General features: G+C 72.6%; 25 protein-coding genes and 3 tRNA genes. 10 read left to right on the top strand and 18 right to left on the bottom strand.

The features are described from left to right. Positions 1–30: 30 nt before the first annotated feature. Positions 31–963 carry a WYL domain-containing protein gene (locus QI633_RS19405; RefSeq protein ID WP_282426772.1) on the top strand — a complete coding sequence of 311 codons (933 nt, stop codon included), beginning with the start codon at positions 31–33 and terminating at the stop codon, positions 961–963. Beyond that, entirely contained in the window at positions 960–1,949 is a 990-nt protein-coding gene (locus QI633_RS19400; protein WP_282426771.1) for a WYL domain-containing protein, read from the top strand. Before QI633_RS19405 ends, QI633_RS19400 begins: the two co-directional genes overlap by 4 nt. Before the next feature lie 213 nt (positions 1,950–2,162). Here the strand turns inward: QI633_RS19400 and QI633_RS19395 are convergent, their stop codons facing one another. After that, entirely contained in the window at positions 2,163–2,588 is a 426-nt protein-coding gene (locus tag QI633_RS19395; RefSeq protein ID WP_141797861.1) for an SRPBCC domain-containing protein, read from the bottom strand. A 128-nt stretch (positions 2,589–2,716) separates the two neighbouring features. Here QI633_RS19395 and QI633_RS19390 point away from each other — a divergent pair, with 128 nt between their 5' ends. Next, positions 2,717–2,881, top strand: a complete 165-nt coding sequence (locus QI633_RS19390) for a hypothetical protein (RefSeq protein WP_160158195.1) — start codon at positions 2,717–2,719, stop codon at positions 2,879–2,881. 7 nt (positions 2,882–2,888) lie between these two features. Here QI633_RS19390 and QI633_RS19385 read toward each other — a convergent pair whose 3' ends face one another. The 7 genes from QI633_RS19385 to QI633_RS19355 all read right to left on the bottom strand — a co-directional run bounded on the left by QI633_RS19385 (position 2,889) and on the right by QI633_RS19355 (position 8,595). Continuing rightward, on the bottom strand, positions 2,889–3,599 hold the full coding sequence (locus QI633_RS19385) for a GAF and ANTAR domain-containing protein (RefSeq protein WP_282426770.1): 711 nt from the start codon (positions 3,597–3,599) through the stop codon (positions 2,889–2,891). 58 nt (positions 3,600–3,657) lie between these two features. Next, the gene (locus QI633_RS19380; protein ID WP_282426769.1) at positions 3,658–5,112 is read right to left on the bottom strand and encodes a serine/threonine-protein kinase; all 1,455 of its coding nucleotides are present in this window, start codon (positions 5,110–5,112) and stop codon (positions 3,658–3,660) included. A 44-nt stretch (positions 5,113–5,156) separates the two neighbouring features. Continuing rightward, entirely contained in the window at positions 5,157–5,987 is an 831-nt protein-coding gene (locus QI633_RS19375) for a glycerophosphodiester phosphodiesterase family protein (protein WP_282426768.1), read from the bottom strand. A 71-nt stretch (positions 5,988–6,058) separates the two neighbouring features. Further along, positions 6,059–6,131: transfer RNA gene (locus QI633_RS19370), tRNA-Lys, on the bottom strand. Between the two features lie 64 nt (positions 6,132–6,195). Next, positions 6,196–6,639, bottom strand: coding sequence for a MarR family transcriptional regulator (locus QI633_RS19365; RefSeq protein ID WP_282426767.1), 444 nt, complete (start codon positions 6,637–6,639; stop codon positions 6,196–6,198). Then, positions 6,636–6,989: a VOC family protein gene (locus tag QI633_RS19360; protein WP_282426766.1), complete on the bottom strand. Its 354-nt coding sequence runs from the start codon at positions 6,987–6,989 to the stop codon at positions 6,636–6,638. Before QI633_RS19360 ends, QI633_RS19365 begins: the two co-directional genes overlap by 4 nt. Positions 6,990–7,020: 31 nt before the next feature. Next, the gene (locus QI633_RS19355) at positions 7,021–8,595 is read right to left on the bottom strand and encodes an NAD(P)/FAD-dependent oxidoreductase (RefSeq protein ID WP_282426765.1); all 1,575 of its coding nucleotides are present in this window, start codon (positions 8,593–8,595) and stop codon (positions 7,021–7,023) included. An 89-nt stretch (positions 8,596–8,684) separates the two neighbouring features. On the opposite strand from QI633_RS19355, the gene QI633_RS19350 reads away from it, so the two are divergent. Beyond that, complete coding sequence (locus tag QI633_RS19350; RefSeq protein ID WP_282426764.1) at positions 8,685–9,638, top strand: pirin family protein; 954 nt, start codon at positions 8,685–8,687, stop codon at positions 9,636–9,638. Positions 9,639–9,650: 12 nt separating this feature from the next. On the opposite strand, the gene QI633_RS19345 is transcribed toward QI633_RS19350, so the two are convergent. From QI633_RS19345 to orn, 3 genes are all read right to left on the bottom strand, one after another. After that, a complete protein-coding gene (locus QI633_RS19345; protein ID WP_282426763.1) occupies positions 9,651–10,511 on the bottom strand; it encodes a bifunctional helix-turn-helix transcriptional regulator/GNAT family N-acetyltransferase in 861 nt (286 codons plus the stop codon). Between the two features lie 95 nt (positions 10,512–10,606). After that, positions 10,607–10,682, bottom strand: a tRNA-His gene (locus QI633_RS19340). A gap of 49 nt (positions 10,683–10,731) precedes the next feature. After that, positions 10,732–11,367, bottom strand: coding sequence for an oligoribonuclease (gene orn / locus QI633_RS19335; protein ID WP_141797869.1), 636 nt, complete (start codon positions 11,365–11,367; stop codon positions 10,732–10,734). Positions 11,368–11,447: 80 nt separating this feature from the next. On the opposite strand from orn, the gene QI633_RS19330 reads away from it, so the two are divergent. The 4 genes from QI633_RS19330 to QI633_RS19315 are packed head-to-tail and all read left to right on the top strand — an operon-like array spanning position 11,448 to position 14,938. Continuing rightward, positions 11,448–11,957, top strand: a complete 510-nt coding sequence (locus QI633_RS19330; RefSeq protein ID WP_282426762.1) for a MauE/DoxX family redox-associated membrane protein — start codon at positions 11,448–11,450, stop codon at positions 11,955–11,957. Further along, positions 11,957–12,700, top strand: coding sequence for a thioredoxin domain-containing protein (locus tag QI633_RS19325; protein ID WP_141797871.1), 744 nt, complete (start codon positions 11,957–11,959; stop codon positions 12,698–12,700). The genes QI633_RS19330 and QI633_RS19325 overlap by 1 nt, the downstream gene beginning before the upstream one ends. Before the next feature lie 46 nt (positions 12,701–12,746). Continuing rightward, the gene (locus tag QI633_RS19320; protein WP_260805847.1) at positions 12,747–13,775 is read left to right on the top strand and encodes an adenosine deaminase; all 1,029 of its coding nucleotides are present in this window, start codon (positions 12,747–12,749) and stop codon (positions 13,773–13,775) included. Then, positions 13,772–14,938 carry an acyl-CoA dehydrogenase family protein gene (locus tag QI633_RS19315; RefSeq protein WP_141797872.1) on the top strand — a complete coding sequence of 389 codons (1,167 nt, stop codon included), beginning with the start codon at positions 13,772–13,774 and terminating at the stop codon, positions 14,936–14,938. Before QI633_RS19320 ends, QI633_RS19315 begins: the two co-directional genes overlap by 4 nt. Positions 14,939–15,167: 229 nt before the next feature. Here QI633_RS19315 and QI633_RS19310 read toward each other — a convergent pair whose 3' ends face one another. From QI633_RS19310 to QI633_RS19295, 4 genes are all read right to left on the bottom strand, one after another. Then, complete coding sequence (locus QI633_RS19310; protein WP_282426761.1) at positions 15,168–15,824, bottom strand: hypothetical protein; 657 nt, start codon at positions 15,822–15,824, stop codon at positions 15,168–15,170. A 39-nt stretch (positions 15,825–15,863) separates the two neighbouring features. Beyond that, positions 15,864–16,670 (bottom strand): ATP-binding cassette domain-containing protein, encoded by an 807-nt coding sequence (locus tag QI633_RS19305; protein ID WP_141797874.1) that lies wholly within the window; start codon positions 16,668–16,670, stop codon positions 15,864–15,866. Then, positions 16,667–17,338, bottom strand: coding sequence for an FCD domain-containing protein (locus tag QI633_RS19300; protein ID WP_141797875.1), 672 nt, complete (start codon positions 17,336–17,338; stop codon positions 16,667–16,669). Before QI633_RS19300 ends, QI633_RS19305 begins: the two co-directional genes overlap by 4 nt. Positions 17,339–17,455: 117 nt before the next feature. After that, positions 17,456–17,532: transfer RNA gene (locus QI633_RS19295), tRNA-Arg, on the bottom strand. A 109-nt stretch (positions 17,533–17,641) separates the two neighbouring features. On the opposite strand from QI633_RS19295, the gene QI633_RS19290 reads away from it, so the two are divergent. Together QI633_RS19290 and QI633_RS19285 are read left to right on the top strand one after the other, a co-directional pair. Then, positions 17,642–18,151: a DUF4396 domain-containing protein gene (locus QI633_RS19290; protein WP_282426760.1), complete on the top strand. Its 510-nt coding sequence runs from the start codon at positions 17,642–17,644 to the stop codon at positions 18,149–18,151. Further along, complete coding sequence (locus QI633_RS19285) at positions 18,148–18,285, top strand: hypothetical protein (RefSeq protein WP_282426759.1); 138 nt, start codon at positions 18,148–18,150, stop codon at positions 18,283–18,285. The genes QI633_RS19290 and QI633_RS19285 overlap by 4 nt, the downstream gene beginning before the upstream one ends. A 6-nt stretch (positions 18,286–18,291) precedes the next feature. Here the strand turns inward: QI633_RS19285 and QI633_RS19280 are convergent, their stop codons facing one another. From QI633_RS19280 to QI633_RS19270, 3 genes are all read right to left on the bottom strand, one after another. Continuing rightward, positions 18,292–19,632, bottom strand: coding sequence for an NAD-dependent malic enzyme (locus QI633_RS19280; RefSeq protein ID WP_141800951.1), 1,341 nt, complete (start codon positions 19,630–19,632; stop codon positions 18,292–18,294). A gap of 109 nt (positions 19,633–19,741) precedes the next feature. After that, the gene (locus QI633_RS19275; RefSeq protein WP_141797876.1) at positions 19,742–20,182 is read right to left on the bottom strand and encodes a universal stress protein; all 441 of its coding nucleotides are present in this window, start codon (positions 20,180–20,182) and stop codon (positions 19,742–19,744) included. 55 nt (positions 20,183–20,237) lie between these two features. Next, complete coding sequence (locus QI633_RS19270; RefSeq protein WP_260805848.1) at positions 20,238–21,668, bottom strand: aminopeptidase P family protein; 1,431 nt, start codon at positions 21,666–21,668, stop codon at positions 20,238–20,240. Between the last annotated feature and the right edge of the window lie 6 nt (positions 21,669–21,674).

Genomic DNA, 21,674 nt, shown 5'->3' with positions numbered 1-21,674 from the left:
CGGGGCACGACAGGGGACAGGGGGACAGCGGTGGCGAACGGCCCGGGACGGGACCAGCGCGGACCGATGGAGCGGCTGGTGCGGATCGCCGCGATGCTGCAGGCGAACCCGCAGCAGGGGGTGAGCGCCGAGCGGCTCAACGCGGTGGCCGGCTTCCCCGACACGCCCGGCCACGACCAGCTCAAGCGCGACATCCGCCACCTCGAGCACCAGGGCTGGCGCATCGAGAACGTCGCCCCGCCGGGCCAGCCGGCCTGGTACCGGATGACCACGGTCGACAACCGGCTGCGGGTGCGGCTCTCGCTCGGCCAGCAGGCGGCGTTGCGCCGGGCGATGCTGCTCGCCGACGACGGCGACCTGGTGCAACGCCTCGGTCTGGCGGCCGCGACCGGCGCGGGGGAGACCGCCGGCGCCACGCTCCAGCTCCCCGTCCCCGACTCGCTGCGGCTCGTCGTCGACGCCGTCCGCGACCAGAGGCTGCTCCGGTTCGGCTACAAGGGGATCGAGCGCGTCGTGCATCCCGAGTCGGTCCGGACCGAGAACGGCGTGTGGTACCTGCGCGGGGTCGAGGACACCGAGCGCGCCGAGGCTCCGCTGAAGACCTTCGTGGTGTCGCGGATGCTCGACGTCGACGTCGAGGACCCCGGCTCCGCGCGGCCCGTGCCGCCGACACGGCACGTGGCGCTGCACCCGATGTCGTGGGAGATCGACCCGCCCGTCGAGGTCACCCTGCGTGCCGCGGCCGACTTCGAGCCCGACGTACGCCGGTGGCTCGGCGAGCCGGTCGCGGTCGAGACCGACGGCGACGACGTGCTGCTGTGCTACCGGGTCACGCACCGCGCCGCCCTGCACGCCCGGCTGGTCGAGCTCGACGACCGGGTGCGGGTCGAGGGCCCCGCGCAGGCCCGGGCCGACCTGGTCGCCTTCCTGGCGGCCGCACGCGGCGAGGAGGCCGGAGCATGAGCAACGTCCCGAAGTACGTCGTCCGGATCGCCCGGCTGCCCGAGGTGTTCGCCCGGCTCGCGGCCCACCCCGACGGGCTCTCCCTGCCCGACCTGGCCGAGGAGTTCGACACCACCGAGGCCGAGCTCCGCGAGGACCTGCTGGCCTTCTACACCGCCGACGTCGGCGGCGTGTGGGGGCTCTCACGGCCCGAGGTGCTGGAGTTCCTCGGCTCCGACGGGGTCACCGAGGACCCCGGGACCGCCGACATCGTGCGGCTGGTCTCCGAGAGCCCGATCGACCTCGGTGTCGAGTACGTCGACGCCGGCGAGCTCGGCCGCGTCCACGCCGCCGCCCAGGCGCTGCTCGACATCGAGCCCGACAACGCCGAGCTCGCCGAGGCACTCGACGTGCTCGCCCGCACCATGTTCGGCGAGGCGGCCCCCGACGACGCCGAGGTGCCCCGGGTCGCCGCCTGGAACCGCCTGCTGCCCGAACTCCGCCGTGCCCAGGACGAGCACCGGGCCGTCCGGATCGTCTACTCCCGGGCCTGGGAGCCTGGTGTCACCGAGCGCGAGATCGAGCCCTACCGGCTGGTGCAGACCCGCCGCGGTTGGGAGGTCGACGCCGGACCGGTCGACGACCAGGGCCGGATCCGCACCTACCTGCTTTCCAACATCCGCTCGGTCGACCTGCTCGACCGGACCTTCGCCGTACCCGACGACCTCGCCGACCACCTGGTCCGCCAGCGCGCGACTACCCGCGTGCGGGTGCTGCTGCCCCAGCAGTCGCGGTGGGTGGCGGACTTCTACGCCGAGCAGGTCACCTTCGTCGAGGACGACGAGCGCGACGTCGTGGTCGACCTGGACCTGCTCCCGCCCGTCGAGGACCGGGTCGGCCGGCTGCTGCTCACCGCCGGCCCCACCGCCACCGTCCTCGACCCGCCCTCGCTCGACACCGCCGGCGTGGTGCTCGCCGAGGAGCTGCTGGTGCACCACACGTCGTGAGGCGGCGCGGTCGCTTGTAACTAAGTGTTACGTCGCGAAAACCGCAGCAACAGTGCCCGGGTAGTGGCCACAGCACCGTGGTAGTCGGTGAGACGGCATGGAAGTGCAGGGCGCCGGCCGATGGCTCATCTACCTCGGTGCTCTGGCCACTACCTCGGAGCTGTGGTACCCGATTCGGCGATGTAACACTTAGTTACAAGGCGGTCTGGCCCGTCAACCGCGCTCGACGTGCTCCTTGAGCTGGCGCAGCACGTTGGTCCAGTTCTCCCGCGACGGTGCCTCCTGCTCGCCCTCGGTGAGCGACTGCTCGACCGTGACGTCGGTGTGGTCGCCGCCGTCCCGCAGCGTCCACGTGACGTGGTGGTAGCTCTCGGGACGGTCCGGCTTGCCCGTCAGCGGGCTGAAGTGGGTGACGACGAGACGCCGTCCCTCATCGACCTCCAGCACCTCGCCCTTGTCCTCGAACGGGCGGCCGTCGTACTCGCCCCGCCAGGTGATCGGGGTGCCGGGCTCCCAGGTGGTGTCGACCTCGGCGCCGAAGAGGTAGGCGCGGATCTGCTCGGGCTCGGTGAGCGCCTGCCAGACCTGGGCGGGCGACGCGGAGACCTGGACGTGGGCAGTTGCGGTCGTGGTGTCCATGGCCCCGCGTTACCCGGACCGCGGTCCGGCAACCGGCCCCCACCGGCCTACCGGTAGCGTGGACACCGCAGCTCAGGACGCGGGCTGCGCCGGGGGTCGCTCGACCCCTCCGCGCAGCAGGAGCCCGCATGTCCGAGCAGGTCGAGGTCCAGGTCAGCGTCGACGGTCCACCCGTGCCCGGGCTGGTGCTCAAGTGGGACAGCCAGCGGCTCAAGGCGCTCGTCACCTACGAGGCCGAGGGGCACGTCCAGACCCAGTGGTTCCCGTCCGAGCAGGTGCTCCAGGTCGACTGAGCGATCCTCACCCGCCCTCCGGCGGCGGTACGGCGAAGTCCCGGTTCGCCGAGTCGACCACCTCCTGGGCGATGGCGCGCAGCTTGACGTTGCCGGTGCTGCTCGCGCGCACCAGGAACTGGAACGCGCGGTCCTCGGGGATGCGGTAGCGCTCCATGATGATGCCGACCGCGGTCCCGATCGCCTGCCGCGTGGTCACCGACTCGTTGAGCTGGTGCTCGTGCCGGGCCCGGCCGAGGGCGATCGAGGCATGCGCGGCGAACAGCTCGGCGAGCTGGATCGCGTCCGGGTCGATCCCGGGGTTCGCCGAGTAGAAGTTCAGGCCGCCGAGCGTGCTCTCGTCGTTGTAGAGCTGGAGGCCCATCTGGGCGCTGAGGCCGAACCGGGCCGCCTCCTCGACGTACCGCGGCCAGCGCTGCTCGGTCGCGATGTCGTCCATGGTCGTGACCCCGCCCGACGTGATCGCGTCGTAGCAGGGACCCTCACCGAGCTTGTACTGCAGCTCGTCGATGTCCCAGACCAGCCGCCCGGTCCCCGACCGGGTCTCGATGCGACCGCCGCCGTGCGTGATCGAGATGCCGACGTGCTCGAAGCCGGGCACCGTCTGCTGGGCCGCCCGGACGATGGCGTCGAGCGTGTCGTCCAGCGAACGGTGGCTGTCGATCGAGCGGGCCGCCTCGGTGAGGGCGGACGCGATCCGGGTGCTGTCGTGGAGCACGGGTACCTCCTGGGAATCGGGCCTGGAGGTACCCGCCGGTCCGGAGGTCAGCCCGGGCTCAGGAGGTCAGCCGGGCCAGGCACGCGAACCAGCGCTGGCCCTGGAGGAACGCCGTGCCGCTCGGTGGCAGCACGAACACGTCGTAGCTGCCCTTCGGGCGGGTGCCGCCGGTGTCGGCGTCGTAGCCGCGCAGCGTGTCGGCGGTGCAGGTGGCCGCGGCCTCGCTGTCGGCGTCGACGGCGTCGGTCGTCACGTCGTTCGTCGTCGCGGCGAGCTCCCCGACCGCGAAGGTGAACCAGTTGTCCTCGGCGCACTCGCCCTTGGTGGCGCTCAGCGCCTGGCCGATCTGCTGGACGCCGCTGTAGCAGGAGCCGAGCTCCGGGGCGTCGGTCAGCGGGTCGATCCCGGGGTCCTCGGCGACGGCCTCCGCATCCGGCTCCTGTCCGCGTGCCGCCGGCCCGGTGCCGTCGGTGCCGTCGGTGGCGTCGGTGGCGTCGGGGGCGAGCAGGTAGCCGCCGAGGCCCCCGAGCCCGAGGCCGACGACGGCGGCCGCCAGGGAGATCGGCCACCGGCGCCGGGCCGGCGGGGGAGCGACCGCACGGGGGGCGGGAGCCGGTGGCCGCAGCTGGGTGAAGGCGGCCTCGGGTCCGCCCACCACGATCCCGTCCCTGTCGGTCGCGCCCCCGGGCCGGATCGCGCGCAGCGCCTCGTGGAGCTCGCGGGCCGTGGGGTAGCGGTGCGCGGCGTCGTACGCCGTCGCGGTGCGGATCACCTGCATCAGCGCCTCGCTGCCCGGCACACCCGGGTCGGGCAGCTCGGCGTGCAGGTTCGCGAGCAGTTGGTCGATCGGGACCGGGCTGCCGTCGACGGACCGGCGCGGCGAGGCGCCGCAGATCATGGCATGCAGCGTCGCGCCCATGGAGAACACGTCGGACTGCGGCGCCGGCGGCGAGAAGGAGAACGCCTCCGGGGACGCGTACGCCGGGGTGAGCGCCTCGAGGCTCACCGACGGGTCCTGGCCGGGTTGGGGGAGCGCGGCCAGCCCGAAGTCGGAGAGCCGGGGCGTGCCCCAGGCGTCGATCAGGATGTTGCCGGGCTTGATGTCGCGGTGCAGGATCCCGGCCTCGTGGGCGGCGGCGAGCGCGCTGGTGACCGCGAGCCCGACCTCGATCGCCTCGCCGGGCGTCATCGGCCCGTGCTGGGCGAGGTAGGTCGCGAGGCTGCCGTTCGTGCACAGCTCCATGACCAGGTACGGCCGGTTGTCGCGGGTCACGCCGACGTCGATGAGCGACACCACGTGCGGGTGCCCGCTGATCCGGCTCACCGCCGTGGCCTCGCGTACGAACCGCCGCCGGTTGGCGTCGTCGTCGAGGACCCGGTCGTCGATCTTCACCGCGACGTCGCGCTCGACCGCGAGCTGCCGCCCCCGCCACACCTTGGCGAAGCCGCCGCGACCGATCTCCTCGATCAGCTCGACGCCGGGCAGGAGGAGGGCACGCTGGGTCGGTTCCACGCCGGGAAGCGTAGGTGAGGCCGGGTGCGGGAGGGACGCCAGGCTCAGTCCGCGACGGGCTGGCGCCGGTGCCACCAGCGGACCAGGCCGGCCGTGCGGTCGGTGCTGCCGCTGTCGACTCCGGCACGCACGTAGCGCAGCCAGTCGGTGGGCCGGTTCGACACCTGCCCGAGGACATGGAGCCCCGCGGCCCGCATCTGCCGGACCAGCCGCGGGGTCACGAACCGCGGGTCGAGGGACACCCCGTCGGCCGTCCTGCGGACCTGGCGGACGCTCGGCCGGAAGCGGTGGGCGATCCAGATCGTCGGTACGTCGGGCAGCGCCTTCGCGGCGCGGTGCAGCAGCGCGGGCCTGAACGACAGCAGTCGGGCGTCGACGTCGGCCAGGGTGTCGCGCAGGTAGTGCCAGGTCTTCCTGCGCCAGCCGGGCGCCAGCTTGAGCTCGACGAGCAGCCCGACCCCGAGTCGCCGCGCCTCGGCGGCGTACGACTCCAGTGAGGGGACCTCGCCGCCGTCGCGCAGCCGGCAGGACCTCTGGATCCGGGCCAGGGTCCGGGCGATGACCCGGCCACGGCAGTCGGTCGTGCGGTCCAGGCGGGCGTCGTGCATCACGACCAGGCGCCCGTCCGCCGTCGGGCGTACGTCGAGCTCGGCCCGGTCGGCGCCGAGGGCTGCGGCATGGCGCAGGGCACGCAGGCCGTTCTCGGTGCGGAGGCGTCCGATCGCGCCCCGGTGGGCGACCACCTCGAAGGTGCGGACGCCGGCCGGCGACGTGCCGGTCGGCGCGGGTGTCTCGTCGGCCCGGGCCGCCGTCGGGGCCGAGCCGAGGACGCCGAGGGCCAGCAGGGCGGCGACGAGCAGCGAGGTGGTGCGCACGGCTCTCCTGGGTCGATCGGGACGGGCACGCAGAAGGGGCCCGGTCTTGCGACCGGGCCCCTTCTGTTCGGTACGCCATCAGGGACTCGAACCCCGAACCCGCTGATTAAGAGTCAGCTGCTCTGCCAATTGAGCTAATGGCGCCTTGCGTCTGAACGCGAGATGGAACATTACCAGCGTAGTCCGACCCGGGTGAAATCGGCATGGCTCATCCGGCATTCTCCGCGTCCGTCAGCACCTCCCGCACCCGCCGGAGCAGGTCGACGGCAGCCGTGAGCTCGTCGGCCGTCGCGACCTCGGACGTGCGCTCGGCCCAGGCGATGCGCCGCGGCCGGATCCGCTCGAGGGCGCGGCGTCCCTCGTCGGTGAGGTGGACCAACGGCGCCCGGGCGTCGGTGGGGTCGGGGGCGCGGACGACCAGGCCGGCGGCCTCGAGCTGGGCGACCGACTCGTTGGCCGACTGGCGGCGCATGCCGCGGCGCCGCGCGATGCCCGCGACGCTGAGGGGGCCGTGGGCCACGGCGCCGAGGGTCAGCCAGCGCGACGCGGTCAGGCCGTCCTCCGCGACGATCCGGTCGCCCGCCCTCGTGAAGGCGTCGGCGAGCCGGAACACCTCGTCGACCAGCTCGACCAGCGACCTCGCGGCGGTCATGCGCTCTCGCTCAGGCACACCAGGTGCCCGTCGGCGTCGCGGAGCACGGCCATCCGCTCGCCCCACGGCTGCGGGGCGGCGGGATCGACGACGGCACCCCCGGCCGCGACCCAGCGCGTGACGGTGTCGTCCAGGGCCGTGGTCGCGAAGCCCACGGCGACGGCCGTGTCCGACGCGGTGGCGGGCCGTTCGTGCAGCATCAGCTCGACCCCGTCGGCGCTCGTCAGCCAGGCGAGGCCCGGGGCACTGCGCGCCACCTCGAGGCCGAGGGCGTCGGCGTAGACGGCGATCGCCCGCTCGATGCTGGTCACGGAGACGACGATGCGCCGCAGGGTCACGGTCGGGGTCATGGTCCGATCGTGGACAATTGACAGGGTCCTGTCAATCTCGCCGCCCGGTGGCCTCGAGAACCGCGTGCGCGGCGTTGTGGCCGCCCAGGCCGGACACCGCCCCGCCGCGGCGGGCGCCCGACCCGCACAGGAGCACGCCGGGGTGGCCGGTCTGCACGCCCCACCGCTCGCCGGGAGTCTCGAGCCGGGCCCGGGCGGGTGCCCACGGCCACTCGAGGTCGCCGTGGAAGATGTGGCCGCCCGGCATGGCGAGGTCGGCCTCGATGTCCTGCGGGATCTTCGCCTCGATGCAGGGCTCGCCGGCCGGCGTACGCAGCACGACGGAGTCGATCGGGTCCTCGAGCACGGCGTCGAGCGACGCGATCGCCCGGCGCAGCGCCTCGGCGCGCATCCCGTCCGGGTCGGTGGCGAACAGCCGGGCGGGCGTGTGGAGGCCGAAGTAGGTCAGCGTGTGGGTGCCGGGCGGGACGTCGCCGAGGATCGACGGGTCGGTCAGCGAGTGGCAGTAGACCTCGCCGGGCAGCGGGTCGGGCAGCTCGCCGCGCTGGGCGGCCGCCCAGGCCACCTCGAGGTCGGCGGCGGTCTCGGCGAGGTGCAGGGTGCCGGCGAAGGCGACCTCGGGGTCGATGCCGGAGCGCAGCCGCGGCAGCCGCGAGAGCAGCAGGTTGACCTTGAGCTGGGCGCCCTCCGGCTTGGTCGCGGGGTCCTCGTCCTCGCCGAGCAGGATGCGCAGCACCCAAGGCGCCACGTTGGCCAGCACGTGCGCGGCCTCCAGCGTGTGCTCCCGGGCCCCGTCGTGCCAGGTCACCGTGGCCGGGTCGCCGGGCCGGATCGCGCTCACGCCGGCGCCGGTGACCAGCTCGGCCCCGGCGTCGGCAGCCGCACGCGCCAGCGCGTCGGTGACCGCGCCCATCCCGCCGACGGGCACCCGCCACTCGCCGGTCCCGTTGCCGATCAGGTGGTAGAGGAAGCACCGGTTCTGGACCAGCGACCGGTCGTGCAGCGAGGCGAAGGTGCCGATGAGTGCATCGGTGCCGACGACGCCGCGGACCAGGTCGTCGCGGAACCGGCGCCCGATCGCCGCGCCGATCGGCTGCTCGACGACGTCGCGCCAGATGTCCGGGTCCACCTGCGCGCGGAGCGCGGCGTCGGTCGCGAGCGGCTCGGTCAGAGTGGGCGCGACGGCCCGCGCCAGCCCGGAGACGCCGTCGTAGAACGCCCGCCAGGCGGCGTACTCGTCGTCGGACCCGGTCAGCTCCCGGAAGGACGCCCGCGTGGCCTCGCCCTCGGCCCGCTCGACGAGCAGCCCGGTGGCACGACCCTCGCGCACCGTCGGGGAGTAGGACGCCGTCGGCCGGCTCACCAGCCGCAGGTCGAGCCCCAGGTCAGCCACCACTCGCTCGGGCAGCAGCGAGACCAGGTAGGAGTAGCGCGAGAGCCGGGTCGGGAAGCCGGGGAACGCCTGCGCGGAGACCGCTGCACCGCCCACGTGGGCGAGCCGCTCGAGCACCAGCACCGAGAGTCCGGCCCGCGCGAGGTAGGCCGCCGCGGTCAGGCCGTTGTGGCCGGCGCCCACGACGACGACGTCGTACTTCCCCCTGGTCATGGCTCGCACTCTAGGGGTGCGGGAATGCCCCACGGTGCGTTATGGTTGACATGGCAACCAACCCGACCAGCCACCTGGAGGTGGATGCGATGCCCGCCATCACCGTCGACGACCTGACTGTCCTGCCGCGCCTGAGGACGCCGGGCCTCGGCGACCAGCCGCGCCCGGTCTGGCAGGTGACCACCGCTCCGCAGGGCTACGAGGGGGAGGGCTTCCCGGTGCGGCGCGCGTTCGCCGGTATCGACATGAAGCACCTCGACCCGTTCATCATGATGGACCAGATGGGCGAGGTGGAGTACGCGCCGGGTGAGCCGAAGGGCACGCCCTGGCACCCGCACCGCGGCTTCGAGACCGTCACCTACATCATCGACGGCGTCTTCGACCACCAGGACAGCCACGGCGGTGGCGGCAGCATCACCAACGGCGACACCCAGTGGATGACCGCCGGCAGCGGGCTGCTGCACATCGAGACGCCGCCGGAGTGGCTGGTCCAGGCCGGCGGCCTGTTCCACGGCATCCAGCTGTGGGTCAACCTGCCGAAGACCGACAAGATGAACGACCCGCGCTACCAGGACATCCGCTCCGGCGAGGTCGCGCTGCTCGCCAGCGACGACGCGGGATCGCTGGTCCGGGTCATCGCCGGCAACGTGGACGGACACGCCGGCCCGGGCTCGACGTACAGCCCGATGACGCTCGTGCACGCCACCATCGAGCCCGGCGCCCGGCTCGACCTGCCGTGGCAGGTCGACTACAACGCGCTGGTCTACGTCCTCAACGGCTCAGGCGCCGTCGGTGCCACCGAGCCGAGCCCGGTGCACACCGGCCAGACCGCTGTCCTCGGCGCCGGCGACTACCTCACGATCACCGCCGACGGCCGGCAGGAGAGCCGCTCGCCCAAGCTCGACGTCATCGTCGTCGGCGGCCAGCCGATCCGCGAGCCGATCGCGTGGGCCGGTCCGTTCGTGATGAACACCAAGGCCGAGGTGATGGCCGCCTACGAGGACTTCCAGAAGGGCCGGTTCGGGCTTCCGATCGGCGGCTGACCCAGGCCGTGCCTACAGCGCCTTGGCGAAGAACGCCTCGGCGTACGGGTTGTCGTTGTAGCGCTCCACCCGCGCGTAGCCGGAGCGCTCGTACATCGCGATCGCCTCGCGCAGGGTCCCGTTCGTGTCGAGCACGACGCGGCGGTGGCCCTGTGCGGCGGCGAGCGACTCCAGGTGGCGCAGCATCCGCGCGCCCAGCCCGGCCCCGCGCCAGTCGGCGTGAACCCACATCCGCTTGATCTCGGCCGTCTCGTCGTCGAGCACCGGGCGGATCCCGCCGTACGCGACCGGCTCGCCGTCCGAGGTCGCGATGACGTACGTCGCGCCCGGCTCGCGGGCGTCCGGCCCGCCCGGGTCGAAGCCGTCGGGGAACCGTGCGTCGAGCTCGGCGACGTAGCGCCGGGTCGCCTCCCGGGCCAGCGGGTGGTCGGTCGGCACCTCGTCGAGCCGGACGGTCGCCGCGCGCACCAGCAGGTCGGCGGTGCGCAGCGCCTCGGCCAGTCGCTCCTGCTGGCGCGGGGTCAGCGGTGCGACCAGGCCGGCGGCGCGTTCCTCCGAGCGGCGCTCGAGGTCGTCGTACGCCGCCTCGCCGGCGGGCGTGAGGCGCACGACCCGGCGGCGGCGGTCGCCCGGGTCGGGCTCGGTCGCGACCAGGCCCTCGGCCTCGAGGCGGCGCAGCAGCCGCGACAGGTGGCCGGAGTCGAGGTCGAGCCGGTCACGCAGTGCCCGCACGCTCACCGCGGGGGAGCGGCCGACCTCGAACAGCAGCCGCGACACCGCGAGCGGCCGGCCGGTGCCGAGGAAGGACTCGTCGAGCACGCCGATGCGTTGGGTGTAGGTCCGGTTGAAGCGGCGCAGCACGTCCGTGAGCATTCTCTGACTTTAGTCAGACAATGGCCGTGGGCCGACGGTGGGTGCGCCGAAAAGCGGTCCGGCCCCGGTTCCAGCGGAACCGGGGCCGACCTCGTTGGGGTGAGTAACGGGACTTGAACCCGCGACATCTGCGACCACAACGCAGCGCTCTACCAGCTGAGCTATACCCACCATCGACTCTTGCGAGCCGGGGACGAGTGTAGAGGGTAGCGCTGCCGAATCAGGAATCGGTGCCGGAAACGTGGCCACCGAGGCCGGTGATCGAGCCGCCGTGCCGTGCGGCCGCGTCCTTGGCCGCGTCGGAGTCGGGGCCGGGCAGGGGAACGAAGACCGTGTCGCGGTAGTAGCGCAGCTCCTCGATGCTCTCCTGGATGTCGGCCAGGGCGCGGTGGTTGCCGCGCTTGGTGGGCGCGTTGAAGTACGCGCGGGGGAACCAGCGCTTCGAGAGCTCCTTGATCGACGACACGTCGACGATCCGGTAGTGCAGGAAGGCGTCGAGCTCGGCCATGTCGCGGGCCACGAAGCCGCGGTCGGTCGCCACCGAGTTGCCGGCGAGCGGGGGACGGCTGTCGGGGCCGCACTGCTCGCGCAGGTAGGTCATCACCTGCTCCTCGGCCTCCCGCAGCGTCACGCCCCGGTCGAGCTCGGCGAGCAGGCCCGAGGTCTCGTGCATGTTCCGGACGAACTCGATCATCTGGTCGAGTGCCTCCGCGGGCGGTTTGATGATGACGTCGACGCCGTCGCCGAGGACGTTGAGGTCGAAGTCCGTCACCAGTGCCGCCACCTCGATGAGGGCGTCGGCCCCCAGGTCGAGCCCGGTCATCTCGCAGTCGATCCACACGAGTCGTTCGTTCACGAGGGAGGACACTACGCGCTCGGCAACGCACCCGGGGCGTTCTCAGGAGCCGCTCAGCGGACCCGGCTAGCCTCACCGGCATGAGGGACACCGGTCGATCGACGCTGGCCTGGGCGGGTCTGGCGGCTCGTCTGGTGACCGGCGTCGTGTGGATCGTGGCCGGTGGGCTGAAGATCACCGAGCCGACCGCGAGCATCAACGCGGTGCGTGCCTACCAGCTGCTGCCGTCCTCGGTCGCCGAGGCGGTCGGGATCGCGCTGCCCGCCGTCGAGCTGGTCGTCGGGCTGGCGCTCGTGCTCGGTGTGTTCACGCGGGGCGCCGCGGTGATCTCGGCGCTGTTGTTCGTGGCGTTCGTGGTCGGCATCTCCTCGGTGTGGGCGCGCGGCATCGAGATCGACTGCGGCTGCTTCGGTGGCGGCGGGACCAAGGCGGGTGCGACGTCGGCGTACCCCTGGGAGATCGCGCGCGACGTCGCGTTGCTGGCCGCGTCCCTGCTCGTCGCGTCCCTGCGCCGGACCCGGCTGTCCCTCGACGCCCTGTTGTTCGTCCACCGGCCCGAGGAGCGGGCCACCGAAGGAGCTGTGAGCTGATGTCGTCCAACTCGAAGGCCAGTGCGCGCGTGCAGAAGGCCGCCGAGCTGCGGGCCGCCCAGAAGAAGAGGGAGGCCCGGCGCCGGATCCTCACGATCGGTGGTGTCGCGCTGGCGATGATCCTGATCGTGGGCGGGGCGATCGCCGTCAGCCTGTGGCAGCAGGACAAGGACCAGAAGAAGCTCGAGCAGGCGGTCAGTGCCGAGAGCGACTACGGCGTCGCGATCGGGCCGTCGGACGCGCCGCACGACGTCGTGATCTACGAGGACTTCCTGTGCCCGTTCTGCGGCCAGCTCGAGAAGGCGACCCGGGACGACCTCGCCCGGCTCGCCGCCGACGGCAAGGTGCGCGTCGAGTACCGACCCTTCGACCTGCTCAGCCGGCTCGGCGACTACCCGATCCGCGCGACCAACGCCTTCGCGCTGGTCCTGGAGAAGTCGGGAGCCGACGTCGCGAAGAAGTTCCACGACCTGCTCTACGAGAACCAGCCGTCCGAGGAGGACCCGGGCGCGGTGACCAACGACGACCTGGTGAACCTCGCCGTCGAGGCCGGGGCCACCGAGAGCGACGTCCGCGACGGCATCGAGAACCTCTCCAAGAAGAGCTGGGTCGACGAGGCGACCGCCGAGGCGTCCAAGGCCGGTGTCACCGGTACGCCGACGATCCTGCTCGACGGCAAGGTCTTCCAGGACGGCCGCACCGTGCAGGAGCTCGCCACCAACCTGGTCTCCGAGCTGGAGTGAGCCGACCCGGGTGACCGGGAGCGGTTCCGGCTGGCAGGATCGGCGCGTGCTGAGCAACTTCGTCGCGGGCCTGCCCAAGGCCGAGCTCCACGTCCACCACGTCGGCTCCGCCTCACCGCGGATCGTGTCCGAGCTGGCCGCGCGCCATCCGGGCACGGTCCCCTCGGACCCGGACCTGCTGCGCGACTTCTTCGCGTTCCGCGACTTCGCCCACTTCATCGAGGTCTACCTCGCGGTCGTCGACCTGGTCCGCACGCCCGAGGACGTCCGCTACCTCACCTACGAGATCGCCCGCGAGCTCCACGAGGGGCAGTCGGTCCGGTACGCCGAGCTCACCTGCACGCCGTACACCTCAGTGCTGCCCGATGACCCCGACCGCGGGATGCCGATCGAGGCCTACACCGAGGCGATCGAGGACGCGCGGGTCGCCGCGGAGCGTGACTTCGGCCTGGTGCTGCGCTGGATCTACGACGTCCCGGGGGAGTCGGGGGTCCCGGCCGCCGACGCGACCCTGGGCTTCGCGCTCGACCACGCGCCCGAGGGCCTGGTGGCGTTCGGGCTCGGCGGGCCCGAGATCGGAGTGCCGCGCGACTGGTTCGTCCCGCACTTCGAGGCGGCCCGGGCCGCCGGGCTGCACTCGGTCCCGCACGCCGGCGAGACCACGGGCCCGGAGACGATCTGGACCTCGCTGCGCGACCTCGGCGCCGAGCGGATCGGGCACGGCACCTCCGCGGCCGCCGATCCCGCGCTCCTGGCCCACCTCGCCGAGCACAGGATCCCGCTCGAGGTCTGCCCGTCCTCCAATGTCGCCACCCGTGCGGTCGCCTCGCTCGCCGAGCACCCGCTGCCGGCGTTCGTCGAGGCCGGTGTCGTGGTGACGATCAACTCCGACGACCCGCCGATGTTCGGCACCACCCTCAACCGCGAGTACGAGATCGCCGCCGACCTGCTCGGCCTCGACGAGTCCGGCCTGGTCGACCTCGCGCTCGCCGGGGTGGACGCGTCCTTCGCCCCCGACGACGTGAAGGGGCGGCTCCGGGCCGAGGTCGCGTCGTACGCCGCAGGTGCGCGATGAGCCGGTCGCCGTTCGAGCTGTTCGACATCGACTCCCTCCTGTCCGAGGAGGAGGTCGCGATGCGCGCCACCGTGCGCGCGTTCGTGGAGGCGAAGGTGCGCCCCCACGTCGCCGACTGGTACGAGTCGGCCACCATCCCCGCGCGGGACCTGGCGCTCGAGCTCGGCGGGCTCGGGGTGCTGGGGATGCACCTCGAGGGCTACGGCTGCGCGGGGACCAGTGCGACGGCGTACGGCCTCGCGTGCCTCGAGCTCGAGGCGGCCGACTCCGGCCTGCGCTCGCTGGTCTCGGTGCAGGGCTCGCTGGCGATGTTCGCGATCTGGAAGTGGGGATCGGACGAGCAGAAGGAGACCTGGCTGCCGCGGATGGCGAGAGGCGAGGCGATCGGCTGCTTCGGGCTGACCGAGCCCGACTTCGGCTCCAACCCGGCGGGGATGCGGACCCGCGCGGTGCGCGACGGCGACGGCTGGGTGCTGAGCGGCAACAAGATGTGGATCACCAACGGCTCGGTCGCCGACGTCGCGGTGGTGTGGGCGCAGACCGAGGAGGGGATCCGCGGGTTCGTCGTACCGACGTCGACGGAGGGCTTCTCGGCGCCGGAGATCAAGAAGAAGATGTCGTTGCGGGCGTCGGTGACCTCCGAGCTGGTGCTCGAGGACGTCCGGCTGCCCGGCTCGGCGGTGTTCCCCGACGTGCGCGGCCTGCGCGGCCCGCTGTCGTGCCTGGACGAGGCGCGGTTCGGGATCGTGTTCGGTGCGCTCGGTGCGGCGCGCGACTGCCTGGACACGGCGATCTCGTACGCGAAGGACCGGGAGATCTTCGACAAGCCGCTGGCGTCGTACCAGCTCACGCAGGCCAAGCTCGCCGACCTGTCGCTCGAGCTCGGCAAGGGGATGCTGCTGGCGCTGCACCTGGGCCGGCTCAAGGACTCCGGGCGCCTGGCGGCCGAGCAGGTCAGCCTCGGCAAGCTCAACAACGTGCGCGAGGCGATCGCGATCGCGCGGGAGTGTCGCACGATCCTCGGGGCGGCCGGGATCACGCTGGAGTACCCGGTCATGAGGCATGCCAACAACCTCGAGTCGGTGCTGACCTACGAGGGCACCAGCGAGGTCCACCAGCTCGTCATCGGCCGCGCGCTGACCGGCGAGGCGGCGTTCCGGTAAGCCTGGATCCGTGGACGGGCGCCGTAGCGAGCGGCGCTACGGGTGCGGGCTGGCAAGGCGCAGGCACGAGGGCAGTCTGGTTGCACTGTCGAGTGTCTGCAACGCCGCCAGGGCGTGCCCGTGGGGCCGCGTAGTAGGTGGCCGTTCGCGGATCGAGGCTAAGGACGAACGAGCCCCACGGGGCTCATACCTCCCGCGGGGCTGGTTCCTTTGTACGTCGGGCGCCGGGTCAGCCGGGGGAGGCGCGCCGCAGTCTCCGGGCGGTCGCGTACGAGTGCTCGCGCAGCTGCTCCACCCACGAGTACTGCTGCAGTCCCGGCAGCGGGTTGACCACCGGGTCGAACGAGACCTCGTCCTCGGGCGGCAGGGCCGTCTCCAGGGTCAGGTCGGCGAAGCGGTGCCACTCCCGGCCGACGGTGGCCCAGGACAGGTGGTAGCCGCGGACGTCGACAGGTTGCGCACCGATCACCAGCGGTCCCGCCGGGCTGCGGTAGGGCAGCAGCGAGGTGAGCGGCGTGTGCGCGCTCCATGCCGGTAGCAGCAGGTGGCGGGTCACCGGGTTCCAGCCGGTGCTGGCGAGCAGCAGGTCGCCGGACCCGGTCGGGCCCTCGCGCAGCCGCAGCGCGAGACCCTGGACGTCCGGCACCCGGCCGGGCAGCCCGACCGCCCGCGACACTCGGACCGTCACCTCGTCCTCGCCGGCCTGGTCGATCCACGGCACGCCGATCGGGGAGTCGGACCCGGCCCGGACCAGGCGGCCGGCGTACATCTTGCCCTCGGGATGCAGCGGCTTCTCCGGCGGGGGGCGGAGCGCGGCGACGCCGCGGGTGAGGGTGGACAGGGCGTGGCCGGCCAGGTCGGCTGCGGCGTTGATCACGGAGCTCATGACCGGGGCGGTACCCGGTCGTGGGCTGCTCAGCGATCGCTATGCGCTGTGCAGGCGGGCCGGCGGCAGGGCCCGGGCACGCCAGCGGCCGCCGTCGTGGTCGACCTCGATCGGGTGCTCGAAGGTGCGGGTGATCGTCTCGGTCGTCACCGTCTCGGCGACCGGGCCGGCCGCGACGACCTGGCCGTGCGCGAGCAGCAGCGCGTGGGTCGTGGTGGTCGGCAGCTCCTCGAGGTGGTGGGTGACCAGCACCGAGGCCACCTCCGGCGCGGTGTGCGCCAGCCGGTCGAGGACCGTCAGCAGCTGTTCGCGGGCCGCCACGTCGAGGCCGGTCGTCGGCTCGTCGAGCAGCAGGAGCTGCGGCTGCGCGAGGAGCGCTCGGGCGATGAGAGCCCGGCCGCGCTCACCCTGCGAGAGGTGCGGCCAGCGGGCGTCGCGGCGGTGGGCGAGGCCGACCTCGGCGATCAGCTCGTCGGCAGTGCGGGCCTGCTCGTCGGTCGGCGCCCAGCGCATCGGCAGCTCGACGGTGCCGGTGATCCCGGTGAGCACGACCTGGTGCACGGTGAGAGCGGTCTGCAGCGGGTGGCGCGGGTTGACGTGCCCGATGTGGCGACGCAGCTCCTGCAGCTCGACCCGGCCCAGGCGCTTGCCGAGCACGTCGACCGTCCCGGACGTCGGGTGCACCTGCGCGCTGCAGAACCCGAGCAGCGTGCTCTTCCCCGCGCCGTTCGGGCCGAGCAGTGCCCAGTGCTCGCCCGCGCGGACGGTGAGGTCGACACCGTGCAGGATCTCGCTGCCGCCGCGGCGGAAGACGACGTCGGTGAGGTCGAGGACGGTGCTGCTCATGTCAGGCTCTCCTTGAGCGAGGTGAGGTGGGTGCGGCTCAGCAGGGCCGCGGACGCGGCGTCGCGTTCGGCGATCGCCCGGCACAGCTGGTCGTGCGCGTCGTGGTCGGTGACGTGGTCGAAGCCCGGTCGCAGCCGCAGCATCTCGACCATCGCGGCCCGGCTGCGCGGCACGAAGCCGTCGAACAGCTCGACCAGGACGGGGTTGTGGGCCGCCACCACGACGGCCCGGTGGAAGGCCATGTCGGCGTCGACGTGGGCCTCGATGTCGGTACGGCGCTCGGCCCGGTCGGCCAGAGCTCGCCGGATCGCGCGCAGCTCGGTCGGCGTACGCCGCTCGGCTGCCAGCGCGGCCGCCTCGGCCTCGATCGCGGTGCGCGCCTCGATCACCGTGACGATGTCGGCCCGCCGCAGCACGAGGTCCCAGTCCTCGCGCACGTCGAGCGCGGTGAGGAAGACCCCCGCGCCCTGGCGCGTGGTGAGCAGGCCGCGTCCCGCCAGCTGCCGGATCGCCTCCCGCACCGTCGAGCGCCCCACGCCCAGCTGCGGCGCCAGCGTGGTCTCCCCGGGCAGCCGCTGCCCGAGCCGCCACTCGCCCGCGCGGATCCGCGCGAGGAGCAGCTCCGCCGCCTGGTCGGCGAGCGGCTCGCGTCGTACCTGTGCGGGCATGGGCTGCAGCCTTGTCTACTTGTCTGAGGAGTGGCTGCGGAAAGGATACTCGACTTCGCCTGGCGTCGGGCGGGTGAGAGTGACCCAGCGGTCACCCTCGCCCACCCGACTCCTCGCTGGCGCCCCCGGCAGGATTCGAACCTGCGACCCAGGAATTAGAAGGCCCTTGCTCTATCCAGCTGAGCTACGGAGGCAGAGCGACGAGGGTACCGCTGTGACCGGGCGGGATCGGAATGCCGATTGCGGAATACCCCTAGGGGGTATTAGGTTCGCTCTTGTGAGGTCACACGGAACGGAGCAGCCATGAACCCCCGCAACGCCATCGCCGCCAGCGCCACCCTGCACTGCCTGACCGGTTGCGCGATCGGGGAGATCGCCGGCCTGATGATCGGCACGGCGGTCGGCCTGTCGAACCTGCAGACCATGGCGCTGGCGATCGGCCTGGCGTTCGTGTTCGGCTACGCGCTCTCGTCGCTGCCGCTGGTCGGTGCCGGCATGGGCCTGGGCAAGGCGCTCAAGCTGGTCCTGGCCGCCGACACGATCTCGATCATCGTGATGGAGATCGTCGACAACGCGGTGATGGCCGCGATCCCCGGCGCGATGGACGCGGGTCTGGTCGACCCGGTCTTCTGGCTCGGGATGATGATCGCCCTCTCGGCGGCGTTCCTGGCCGCCTTCCCGGTCAACCGCTACCTCATCGACCGCGGCAAGGGCCACGCCCTCCACCACGGCGCCCACGGCACCCACGGCGCCGACGGCCACGCAGACCACCACGCAGACCACCACGCCCACGGATCGGAGCACCACGCATGAACGTCACCACCCTCGCCGCCGGCGTGATCGGCTTCCTGCTCGGCGGCCTGGTCGTCTCGACCGCCGACGAGCTGGAGAAGGACGACGGGCCGGCCCACGGAGTGGACCGCCCCGCCGTCGTGCAGGTGCGCTGACCCGGCTCAGTGCCCGGCGATCGCCGCCGCCACCGCGTGGTGCACCTCGGGGTGGAACACCGACGGCATGATGAACGACGCGTTCAGCTCCTCGTCGCGCACGACATGCGCGATGGCCGCCGCGGCCCGCAGCATCATCTCCATGGTCACCTCGGAGGCCCGGGCGTCGAGGAGGCCCCGGAACACGCCCGGGAAGGCGAGCACGTTGTTGATCTGGTTGGGGAAGTCGGAGCGGCCCGAGGCCACGACCGCCGCGAACCTGGCGGCGGCGGCCGGGTCGACCTCGGGGTCGGGGTTCGCGAGGGCGAACACGACCGGGTCGGCGGCCATGGACTGGATCCACTCGGGCTTGAGGATGCCGGGGGCGCTCACGCCGATGAACACGTCGGCGCCCTCGAGCACCTGCTGCAACCCGCCGGTACGACGGTCCCGGTTGGTCAGCGCGGCCAGCTCCTGGTGCGCCTCGGACAACCCGGCGTCACCCTCGACCAGCGCGCCGTGCCGGTCGATCACGACGACGTCGTGCGCGCCGGCGGCGAGCAGTAGCTTGACGATCGCGGTGCCGGCCGCGCCGCCGCCGGAGACGACGACGCGCGCCGTACCGATCTCCTTCTTGACCACGCGCAGCGCGTTGGTGAGAGCGGCGAGGACCACGATCGCGGTGCCGTGCTGGTCGTCGTGGAAGACGGGGATGTCGAGGCTCTCGCGCAGCCGGGCCTCGATCTCGAAGCAGCGCGGGGCGGCGATGTCCTCGAGGTTGATGCCGCCGAACCCGGGCGCGATCAGCTCGACCGCGCGCACGATCTCGTCGGTGTCCTGGGTGTCGAGGCAGATCGGCCAGGCATCGATCTCGCCGAAGCGCTTGAACAGCGCGGCCTTGCCCTCCATCACCGGCAGCGCGGCGCCGGGGCCGATGTTGCCGAGGCCGAGCACCGCCGAGCCGTCGGTGACGACGGCGACGGCGTTGCCCTTGATGGTCAGGCGGCGTACGTCGTCGGGGTTCTCGTAGATCGCCATCGACACCCGGCCCACGCCGGGGGTGTAGGCCAGTGACATGTCGTCGCGGGTGCGCAGCGGCACCTTGGAGGCGACCTCGATCTTGCCGCCGAGGTGGATCAGGAAGGTCCGGTCCGAGACCTTGTGGACCTCGACGCCCTCGACCGCGGCGACGGCGGCCTGGAGCTCGGCCGCGTGCTCGGCGTCGGCGGCCGAGCAGGTGACGTCGACGGTGAGGCGGTGCGCGCTCGAGTCGGCGACGTCGATCGCGGTCACCATCCCGCCCGCGCTGGCGATGGCTGTGGCGACCTCGCCCACGACACCGTGGTCGACGGTGGTGTGCAGGCGCATCGTGATGGAGTACGACGAGGCAGTGGCGGTCTTGGAGGGCACGGTCCCAGTCTCGACCCGCCCCGGGGTTACTCGGAAGTCGCAGGCAACCCCGGGCCGACGTCCCGGACTACTTCTGGTGCGTGTGGGCGACGTACACGTCGCAGGAGGCGTGCGCCGCGACGTCGCGCGCGATGCTGCCGAGCACCCGCCCCGCGATGCCCTGGACCCGCTTGTTGCCGACCACGATCAGGTCCGCGCCCAGGGCCTCGGCGGTCGCGACCAGCGCCTCACCGGGCTTGCCCTCCGCGGCGCCGCTCGTGATCTGGACGTCCGGGTACGCCGCACGCAGGGTCGTGGTGATCTTGGCGGCGACGTCCTCGGCATCCTTCTCGGAGCTGAGGTACATCGTGTCGCTGCCGATCTTCACGGTCTCCTGCTCGAACTTCCCGTAGGCGGAGACCACGTGCAGCCGCGCGCCCAGGGCACCGGCGAGCACGGCCGCCCGCTCGGCCGCCGCCGTCGCGGTCTCGCTGCCGTCCACCCCTGTCACGATCGTCTTGTCCGCCATCGCTCTCTCCTGTTCGCGTCTGCTGGGGGCACAACCTAGCGTGACGGGGGTCACATCACCCGCGCAGGGTGCCCATCCACTCCTCGATGGCGTCCGGCGTGCGGGGGAGGGCGGACGAGAGGTTCGCGACGCCGTCGGCGGTGACCACGACGTCGTCCTCGATCCGGATGCCGATCCCGCGCAGCTCCTCGGGGACGAGCAGGTCGTCGGCCTGGAAGTAGAGGCCGGGCTCGACGGTCAGCACCATGCCCTCCACCAGCTCCGCCTCGCGGTACGCCTCGGGCGCGGCCTGGCCGCAGTCGTGGACGTCCATGCCGAGCATGTGGCTCACGCCGTGCAGCGTCCAGCGGGCGTAGACCCGGGAGTCGGGGGAGAGCGCCTCGTCGACCGACACGGGAAGCAGTCCGAGGTCGTCGAGCCCGTGGGCGAGCACGTCCATGGCGGCGTCGTGCCCGGCGAGGAAGCGCTCGCCGGGGCGCAGCGCGGCCAGCGCGGCGTCCTGCGAGCGCAGCACCAGCGAGTAGAGGTCGCGCTGCAGCGGCGTGAAGGTGCCGCTGACCGGCAGGGTGCGGGTGACGTCGGCGGTGTAGAGGTTCGCGCCCTCGACACCCATGTCGAGCAGGATCAGCTCACCGGGTACGACGGCACCGGAGTTCTCGATCCAGTGCAGGGTCGTGGCGTGGGAGCCGTTGGCGACGATCGAGTCGTAGCCGAGGTCGTTGCCCATGGTGCGCGCGCGCCGGAAGAAGGTGCCCTCGAGCCAGCGCTCGCCGTGCTCGATCACGCGGTCCCACTCGCGCACGCAGTCCTCGAATCCGAGCGCGGTGGCGTCGACCGCGGCCTGCAGCTCGGCGACCTCCCAGGCGTCCTTGACCAGGCGCATCTCGGAGGCGACCCGGGCCAGCTCGGCATCGCGGGCCTCGTCGCCGGCGACCAGGCGGTCGACGCCGGCCGAGACGCCACGGTGCACGCGGGTCTTCGTGCCCTGTGCCAGGTCGGCCTCGAGCTGGTCGATGTGCTTGACGGTCAGCCCGAGCGCGGCCTCCAGCTCAGCGGCCGAGGGGCGCTTGCCGGCCCACAGCGCGCCGTACTGCCGGTCGCGGAAGAACTCGTCGCTGTCGCGCCCCGAGCGCGGCCGCGCGTAGAGCACCGACGAGCCGTCGGGCTCGACGACCAGCACGGCGTCGGAGGTGTGGTTGCCCGAGAAGTAGGAATGGGCCGTGTCGGCGCGGAAGCGGTAGTCGGTGTCGTAGGCGCGCACCTTGTAGCCGCCGCCCGGCAGCACCAGGCGCTCACCGGGGAACGCCTCGGCCAGCCGGGAGCGGCGTACGGCGGCCAGGTCGGCGACCGGGTGACGGGTGACGTCGTCCTCGCGCTCGTCCCAGCCGGTCCGCATGAAGGCGGCGTAGGCCTCGGGGACGGCCGGGTCGTGCTGCTCGGTCTTGGGGGCGTTCTGGGGGGTGTCGTTGGGGGTGTCCGCACTCACACCCCT

The organism is Nocardioides sp. QY071, from assembly GCF_029961765.1.
Lineage (GTDB): Bacteria > Actinomycetota > Actinomycetes > Propionibacteriales > Nocardioidaceae > Nocardioides.
This window is presented reverse-complemented; position numbering and strand designations above follow the sequence as displayed.